The sequence below is a fragment of the Nocardia higoensis NBRC 100133 genome, assembly GCF_000308595.1.
In the GTDB taxonomy this organism is placed as follows: Bacteria; Actinomycetota; Actinomycetes; order Mycobacteriales; family Mycobacteriaceae; genus Nocardia; species Nocardia higoensis.
The window spans coordinates 45,115-53,045 of record NZ_BAGA01000117.1 but is presented as its reverse complement, the minus strand read 5'-3'; the positions used below and the strand labels follow the sequence as shown (position 1 = coordinate 53,045).

The window sequence follows — 7,931 nt, the reverse complement described above, 5'->3', positions numbered from 1 at the left end:
GTTGCCCCCGACCACCCGTATGCGAATCACCGCGCCGTCTTGCATCATGCTGCCCCCTGGCTGGTCCGGCATGGCGAAAGCCGGCATGCTCGTCGCCCCGCCCGATTTTCCGACCCGGCCATACTACTATCGAAACACGTTCTGTCAGAGCAACTTTGGCGACACTCTAGTCTTCGTCCTCGTTGTCCTCGCATATCCAGCGGGACGCTGGGGCCGATCCGCCGTTCAACCGCACAGGCAGTTGCCGGCCACATCGGGCCGGATATCGCATGCGGGACATGGCTCCGGCCGGCGTGAGCTGAGCTGGCTTGCCGTCGCCTCGATCGGTTCCGGGACGTAAGGTGTGTACTGCTTGCATTCTTCGAAAGCCCTCCCGCGCGGACGGGGCGCGAGGCGCCTACGTGCCAGCGCGATCGTGTGCTCGGTCACGCCTTCGAAGTGAACCTCTGCTGCCGTTGCGCAGGCCTTGTCGTCCTCCTGCGGGTGATCCCGGAACCGGGTTCTCGCCCACGCGTCGAACAATCGGGTGTCGGTCGGGCGCTTTCTGCTGTCTCGGCTCCGTCGATCGTAGGTGTCCACGGCTGAGCGGCTCCTCATATGTCACTGATTCCAGGGCAACGCGTGACGGAAATGTACATGGTGAGGAGGACGTACTCGCATACTTGAAAGTCTCTGCCGGAGTCACTCGATCCGATCGGGATCGAATCGAGGGGCAGCACCTTTGGTTGTCGGGAAAGGTGGATCGCGATCGGCGGTCGGAACGCCAACGGGGAGCTTCCGGTCGTCTTCGATCGGTATCCGGCAGTGCTGACGACGCCCCTGGGTCTTTCCTTCTACCGCGTCGGCGTCGCAGAGTGGGGCTGTTGCCGGGCATTCGTCCGGCGCGGGTTCAGGGGAGGTACTGATCCAGCTGCTGGATCGCCTCGACCGGATGCTGGGCGTCGATGGCCGACGCGATCTCGCGGTACATCCAGCCCTCGCCCGCGCGCACCAGTTCGCCCGCGAGGAACCCGTGGGCGGGGTCGTTGAGCAGGTAGTAGGCGATCTGCTGTCCGGTGACGCCGTCGATCAGGCGGCAGTAGGAGTTCTGGACCTCGTCCATGGTCTGGCCGGTGTAGGAGGTCATGAGGAAGACGATGGCGGTGACCACCGGGGAGATGCGGGTGAGGTCGACGGTGATGATCTCGTCGTCGCCTTCGCCCTCGCCGGTGGTGGAGTCGCCGAGCAAGCGCACGGCGCCGTCCTGGGAGAACAATTGATCGTGATAGACCACGTCCACCAACTGGTGTCCCGCGAAAAGTATCGCCGCGGCATTGAGATCGATCTCGCTGCGGACTCGCGTCCATCTGGCTCGATCGGCCGGGTCCCAGCCCAGCCCCAATGTCACGAAGGACAGTCCTGTATTCGACACGTGCACCCTCTCGTCGCCGCCCCGACCTGAAAAATGTTGTGTCTGCACGCTATACCCTGGCAAATGCTCGCGTATCGTGCGTTCGTCCGGCAGACAGTATGTGCCCCTTGATTCCTCGACCCGCGCGTTTCGAGGGATGTTCAGTGATGAAGGGATTCGGCTGCCGCGGCGGCGATGGCCTCAGCGACGAGTGCGAGCGCTGGCACGTCCAGTTTCCACTGTTGCCAGTACAGCGGCACATCCACCCACCGGCCGGGTGTCAGATTCTCCAGAACGCCCGAGTCGATCAGGGGTCGGGCGTGGGGTTCGGGCAGCATGCCCCAGCCCAGGCCCGCGGCGACGGCGTCGCGGTAGCCCTCGGAGGTGGGGATGTGGTGGCGGTGGCGGCAGGCGTTCGAAGATCCGTATCTCAGGCCCCGGATGAAGCTGTCCTGCAGGTTGTCCTGGCGGTCGAAGACGATCACGGGTGCCTGGGGGAGGCGTTCGCGTAGTGGGCTGCCGGTGAGGTGGCGGGCGATGAACGCGGGAGTCGCGCAGGGGAGGTAGCGGGCGGCGCCCAGCGAGCGGACGCTGCAGCCGGTGACCGGCTCGGCGGCCGAGGTCACCGCCGCCATGACCTGGCCTTCGCGCAGCAGGGTCGCGGTGTAGGCCTCGTCCTGGCGGTGCAGGTCGAACAGGATCGGTGGATCCTGCGGGACGCGAGTGAGGGCGGGCAGGAACCAGGTGGCCAGGGAATCGGCGTTGACGGCGATGGACAGCCGGGCGGGGCCCGATTCCGCCGCGATGCCGAGTTCGCGCACGGCGTCACGCTGCAGCGTCGCGAGCTGTCGGGCGAAACGCACCACGGTCCGGCCTGATTCGGTGGCGCGGACCGGTTTCGTGCGGGTCACCAGTACTCGGCCGGTGCGCTGTTCGAGTGCCTTGATCCGCTGGCTGACGGCCGACGGAGTGACGTGCAACGCGGCCGCGGCGGCGTCGAAGGTGCCCTCGTCCACTACCGCCAGCAGCGTGAGCACCTGATCGGCCGGTAGCTCTGTCATCACGACATCTAATGATAGATAAGAAACTTCAGCTGTACTGATGATGCTGTGCTGCCTAGCGTCGGAGGGCGTGGACAGCGGCATTCTCACCACGGCGGGCGCGGGATTCGGTGCGGGCCTGTCTCTCATCGTCGCGATCGGCGCGCAGAACGCATTCGTTCTGCGTCACGGTGCGCGCGGACGATCGGTGGCGCCGGTAGTCGGGATCTGCGCGCTGTCCGATGCGGTTCTCATCGCGCTCGGTGTCGCGGGTTCGGGGGCGGTGGTCACCGCTTGGCCGGCCGCACTCACCGCGGTCGGTGTGGCCGGCGGCGGATTCCTGATCTGCTACGGGCTGCTCGCCGCCCACCGGGCCCTGTGCCCGGCCGCCGGGCAAGCGCTCAGCGCCACCGGTCCGGCGCCGGGTTCCGTCCGCGCCGCGATCCTCACCTGCCTGGCCATGACCTGGCTCAACCCGCACGTCTATCTCGACACCGTGCTGCTGCTCGGCTCGATCGCCACCGGCCACGGCTCGCTGCGCTGGATCTTCGGGCTGGGGGCGATGACCGCCAGCTTGGTCTGGTTCACCGGGCTCGGCTACGGCGCCAAGATGCTCAGTCCTGTTCTTAGCCGGCCGAGCGTGTGGCGGGTGCTGGACCTGCTCGTCGCCGTCACGATGCTCACGATGGGTGTTGCCTTGCTGGCCCGCGCTTGGTGACTACGCCTGGAGCGCAGATCATCCAGCCCACCCGGAGCGGCGAGCAGGTCCTGCAGGTCGGTCAGCAGGGGTGTCAGGTCGTCGCCCAGAGTGCGGTTGCCTGTGGCGATCCGGTGCAGTACCAGCATCAGCCGCGTGGCCGGGGTGAGGTGGCGGGCGCGCAGGGTGGGGAGGTCGACCGTGGTCAGGTCGTCGAGGATCAGGCGCAGGCGGGGTAGGTGCTCGCCGAGGGCGGGGCGGGTGACCGGATCGATGTCGATGAGTTCGGACAGTTCGGTGGGGGTATTCCAGCGTCGGGCGTTCGGGCCGCTGTGGATGACGACAGGGACGACGGCGGGCAGCACGGTGGTGTCGGGATGCTCGTCGAGGTAGCGGTTCCAGATGGCGACGAGGTATTCGGTCATGCGCAGTGGCATGAAACGGTCGGGGCGGCTCTGGTGTTCGACGAGCAGGTAGACGAACGCGTGATGGCCGTCGAGGCGGGTGCGGAAGGGCAGGTCGCTGTAGCGGGAGCGCAGCTGGGTGGATACGAAGCTGCACGACTCCAGCGTCAGGGTGTCCCAATCGAACCGGGCGGCAACGGTTTCCGGAAGAACGGCGCGTAATTCGCCTGCGGCGTGGTGGGGTCGCGACATGATGCGCCGGAACAAGGATCGGCCGAATCAGTGTGTCGCGCAGAGGAATCCGCCTACATATCGGCGTGTCCTGCTACGTGTCGGTTGGAGGGGAACGAACGCCCGCGGGCCGGGCAGCGTGATCGCTGCCCGGCCCGCGGAGTCGGTGAGAACTACTTGGTCGGCTCGAAGGCCTCGGCGATGATCTCGGCCTGCTCCACCGCGTGCACCTTCGACGATCCCGAGGACGGGGCCGACATGGCGCGACGGGAGATGCGGCGCAGCCTGCCCAGGCGGGCGGGCAGGTGCTCGGGCAGGTTGAGCCCGTAGAAGGGCCAGGCGCCCTGGTTGGCCGGCTCTTCCTGGACCCAGGCGATGTCGGTGGCGTTCGGGTAGCCCTCGAGTGCCTCGTTCAGGCGGAACTTCGGCATGGGGTAGAGCTGCTCGACGCGCACGATCGCCACGTCCTCGCGCTTCTGCTTGGCCTTCTCCGCGGCCAGCTCCCAGTAGAGCTTGCCGCTGGTCAGCAGCACGCGCTTGACCTTGGACCGGTCGCCGATGCCCTGCTCGTAGGCGGGCTCGTCGAACACCGAGCGGAACTTCGACTCGGTGAAGTCCTTGATGTCGGACACCACGGCCTTGTTGCGCAGCATCGACTTCGGAGTGAAGACGATCAGCGGGCGGCGGATGCCGTCGTGGTGGTGACGACGCAGCAGGTGGAAGTAGTTCGCCGGGGTGGACGGCACCGCCACGGTCATCGAACCCTCCGCGCACAGCTGGAGGAACCGCTCGATGCGGCCGGAGGTGTGGTCCGGGCCCTGGCCCTCGTGGCCGTGCGGCAGCAGCAGCACCACATCGGAGAGCTGGCCCCATTTGGCCTCACCGGAGGAGATGAACTCGTCGATGATGGACTGCGCGCCGTTGACGAAGTCGCCGAACTGCGCCTCCCACAGCACCAGGGCGTTGGGGTTGCCCAGGGAGTAGCCGTATTCGAAGCCCACCGCGGCGTATTCGCTCAGCGCCGAGTCGTGCACGGCGAACCAGCCGGGGTTCTCACTGCCGATGTTGTGCAGCGGGGTGTATTCCTCGGCGGTCTTGCGGTCGATGATGACCGCGTGGCGCTGGGTGAAGGTGCCGCGACGGGAGTCCTGGCCGGTCAGGCGGACGGCCTTGCCCTCGTCGATGAGCGTGCCGAAGGCCAGCAGCTCGGCGAAGGCCCAGTCGATCTTGCCCTCGTAGGCCATCTCGCGGCGCTTCTCCAGCACCGGCTTGACGCGCGGGTGCACGTTGAAGCCGTCCGGCACGTTGAGGAAGGCGTCGCCGATGCGCTGCAGGACCGATTTGTCCACAGCGGTGTGCACGGTGCCGGGCACGGTCTGGTCGTCCTCGACCGACTCGCTCGGCCCCGGCGGGTACTTCTCCAGCTCGCGGACCTCGTTGAACACGCGCTCCAGCTGACCCTGGTAGTCGCGCAGCGCGTCTTCGGCTTCCTTGAGCGAGATGTCGCCGCGGCCGATCAGGCTCTCGGTGTAGCTCTTGCGGACCGAGCGCTTGGTGTCGATGACGTCGTACATGTACGGCTGGGTCATCGACGGGTCGTCGCCCTCGTTGTGGCCGCGACGGCGGTAGCAGATCAGGTCGATGACCACGTCCTTGCGGAACTTCTGCCGGAAGTCGACCGCCAGGCGCGCGACCCAGTCGCAGGCCTCCGGGTCGTCGCCGTTGACATGGAAGATCGGCGCGCCGATGAACTTCGCGATGTCGGTGGAGTACTCGGTGGAGCGGCTGTTCTCCGGGGCGGTGGTGAAGCCGATCTGGTTGTTCACCACGATGTGGATGGTGCCGCCGGTGCGGTAACCGCGCAGACCCGACAGGTTCAGCGTCTCGGCGACCACGCCCTGGCCGGCGAACGCGGCGTCACCGTGCAGCATCAGCGGCATGACCGAGAAGCCCTCGGGGCCGTCGCCCTTGTCGAGCAGATCCTGCTTGGCGCGCACCAGACCCTCGAGCACCGGGTCGACCGCCTCCAGATGCGAGGGGTTGGCGGTGAGCGAGACCTGGATCTCGTTGTCGCCGAACATCTGCAGGTAGGTGCCCTTGGCGCCCAGGTGGTACTTCACGTCGCCGGAGCCGTGGGTGGCGGCCGGGTTCATGTTGCCCTCGAACTCGGTGAAGATCTTCGAGTAAGGCTTGCCGACGATATTGGCCAGCACGTTGAGCCTGCCGCGGTGCGGCATGCCGATGACGACCTCGTCGAGGCTGTGCTCGGCGCTCTGGTCGAGCACGGCGTCCATCATCGGGATGACCGCCTCGGCGCCCTCCAGCGAGAAGCGCTTCTGGCCGACGTACTTGGTCTGCAGGAAGGTCTCGAACGCCTCGGCGGCGTTGAGCCGGTTCAGGATGTACTTCTGCTGGGCGACGGTCGGCTTGACGTGCTTCTGCTCGACGCGGTCCTGGATCCACTGCAGCTGCTCGGTGTCGAGGATGTGGGTGTACTCCACGCCGACGTGGCGGGCGTACGCGTCGCGCAGCACCGACAGCACGTCGCGCAGCTTCATCCGCTCCTGGCCGTGGAAGCCGCCGACGTTGAACTCGCGGTCGAGATCCCACAGGGTCAGCCCGTGGGTGGTGACGTCGAGGTCGGGGTGGCTGCGGAACTTGTCCTTGACCAGGCGCAGCGGGTCGGTGTCGGCCATCAGGTGGCCGCGGTTGCGGTAGGCCGCGATCATCTCGAGCACCCGGGTGCTCTTGTCGACGCCGCGTTCCTTGACGTCCTTGCGCCAGCGGACCGGTTCGTAGGGCACGCCGAGGCCGTGGAAGATCTCGTCGTAGAACTCGTCGGAGATCAGCAGGTTGTGGATGGTGCGCAGGAAGTCGCCGGACTCCGCGCCCTGGATGATGCGGTGGTCGTAGGTCGAGGTCAGCGTCATCAGCTTGCCGACGCCGATCTCGGCGATCCGCTCGTCGCTCATGCCCTGGAACTCGGCCGGGTACTCCATCGCGCCCGCGCCGATGATGGCGCCCTGGTTGGGCATCAGGCGCGGCACCGAGTGCACGGTGCCGATGGTGCCGGGGTTGGTGAGCGAGATGGTGACGCCGGAGAAGTCCTCGGCGGTCAGCTTGCCCACGCGGGCGCGCTTGACGATGTCCTCGTAGGCGGCGTGGAACTGCGCGAAGCTCATCTCGTCGGCGCCCTTGATGGCCGCGACGACCAGCGAACGGCTGCCGTCCTTACCCGCCAGGTCGATGGCGAGGCCGAGATTGGTGTGCGCGGGGGTGACCGCGTGCGGCTTGCCGTCGATCTCGGCGAAATGGCGGTTCATGTTGGGGAACGCCTTGACCGCCTGGACGATCGCGTAGCCCAGCAGGTGGGTGAACGAGATCTTGCCGCCACGGGTACGGGCGAGGTGGTTGTTGATGACCAGACGGTTGTCGATCATCAGCTTGGCCGGGATGGCGCGGACCGAGGTGGCGGTCGGGATGGTCAGCGAAGCCGACATGTTCTTGACGACGGCGGCAGCCGCGCCGCGCAGCACCTTCGATTCGTCGGCGGCCGCGGCGGGCTTGGGGCCGCCGGAGGTCGGCGCGGCGTTGGAGGAGGGCGCGGGCGTGGTCTGCGGGGCGCGCGTGGTGGCGGCCTTCGCGGCCGGAGCCTGCGCAGCCGCCGCCTTCGCAGCGGGAGCCTTGGGAGCGGGCTTCGTCGCGGCTGCCTCGGTCGCGGCCTTGGGAGCCGGAGCGGGCGCGGCGGTCTTCGTCGAGGGCGCTGCCGCCTGCTGCGCGGTAGCTGTGCCGGGCGGGGCGGCGGTCGTGCGGCCGTTGGCGCTGGCGTCGGAGTTGGCGTCTGGTGTGTAGTCGGCGAGGAATTCGTGCCAGCTCTCGTCGACCGAAGATGGATCCTGTTGGTACTTCAGATACATCTCGTCGACCAGCCACTGGTTCTGACCGAACTGGGAAGTTGAACTGCTCACAGCAGGTGTTCGCCTCATTTCGTTCTTTGCGCTGCGACGTTTGTGACGTGCCCGGCACGGGGATCGGCGGGTGCGCGCCGATGCGCCCTCTGTCGAGGATATGCCCAGCAGACGATCAGCGTTGCCAGCACCACCCGCCGGAACCGAACCCATTTGTGTTCGACCCGTCCGGCGATGACCTTATTCCTTCGCTTCCGGACG

Annotated in this window: 4 protein-coding genes and 1 pseudogene; 1 reads left to right on the top strand and 4 read right to left on the bottom strand. The window is 67.1% G+C overall.

The window, feature by feature from the left end:
• Positions 1–889: 889 nt before the first annotated feature.
• Positions 890–1,417, bottom strand: a complete 528-nt coding sequence (locus ON26_RS21570; RefSeq protein WP_040798034.1) for a TerD family protein — start codon at positions 1,415–1,417, stop codon at positions 890–892.
• A 134-nt stretch (positions 1,418–1,551) separates the two neighbouring features.
• Entirely contained in the window at positions 1,552–2,451 is a 900-nt protein-coding gene (locus tag ON26_RS21565; protein ID WP_040798033.1) for a LysR family transcriptional regulator ArgP, read from the bottom strand.
• Positions 2,452–2,521: 70 nt separating this feature from the next.
• Between ON26_RS21565 and ON26_RS21560 the strand changes: the two genes are divergently transcribed.
• Positions 2,522–3,148, top strand: a complete 627-nt coding sequence (locus tag ON26_RS21560) for a LysE/ArgO family amino acid transporter (protein WP_040798032.1) — start codon at positions 2,522–2,524, stop codon at positions 3,146–3,148.
• 113 nt (positions 3,149–3,261) lie between these two features.
• Here the strand turns inward: ON26_RS21560 and ON26_RS34695 are convergent.
• Positions 3,262–3,798 (bottom strand): annotated as a pseudogene (locus ON26_RS34695) (Rpn family recombination-promoting nuclease/putative transposase); the annotation flags it as partial.
• A gap of 137 nt (positions 3,799–3,935) precedes the next feature.
• Positions 3,936–7,748 carry a multifunctional oxoglutarate decarboxylase/oxoglutarate dehydrogenase thiamine pyrophosphate-binding subunit/dihydrolipoyllysine-residue succinyltransferase subunit gene (locus ON26_RS21555; protein WP_169333759.1) on the bottom strand — a complete coding sequence of 1,271 codons (3,813 nt, stop codon included), beginning with the start codon at positions 7,746–7,748 and terminating at the stop codon, positions 3,936–3,938.
• Positions 7,749–7,931: the final 183 nt, after the last annotated feature.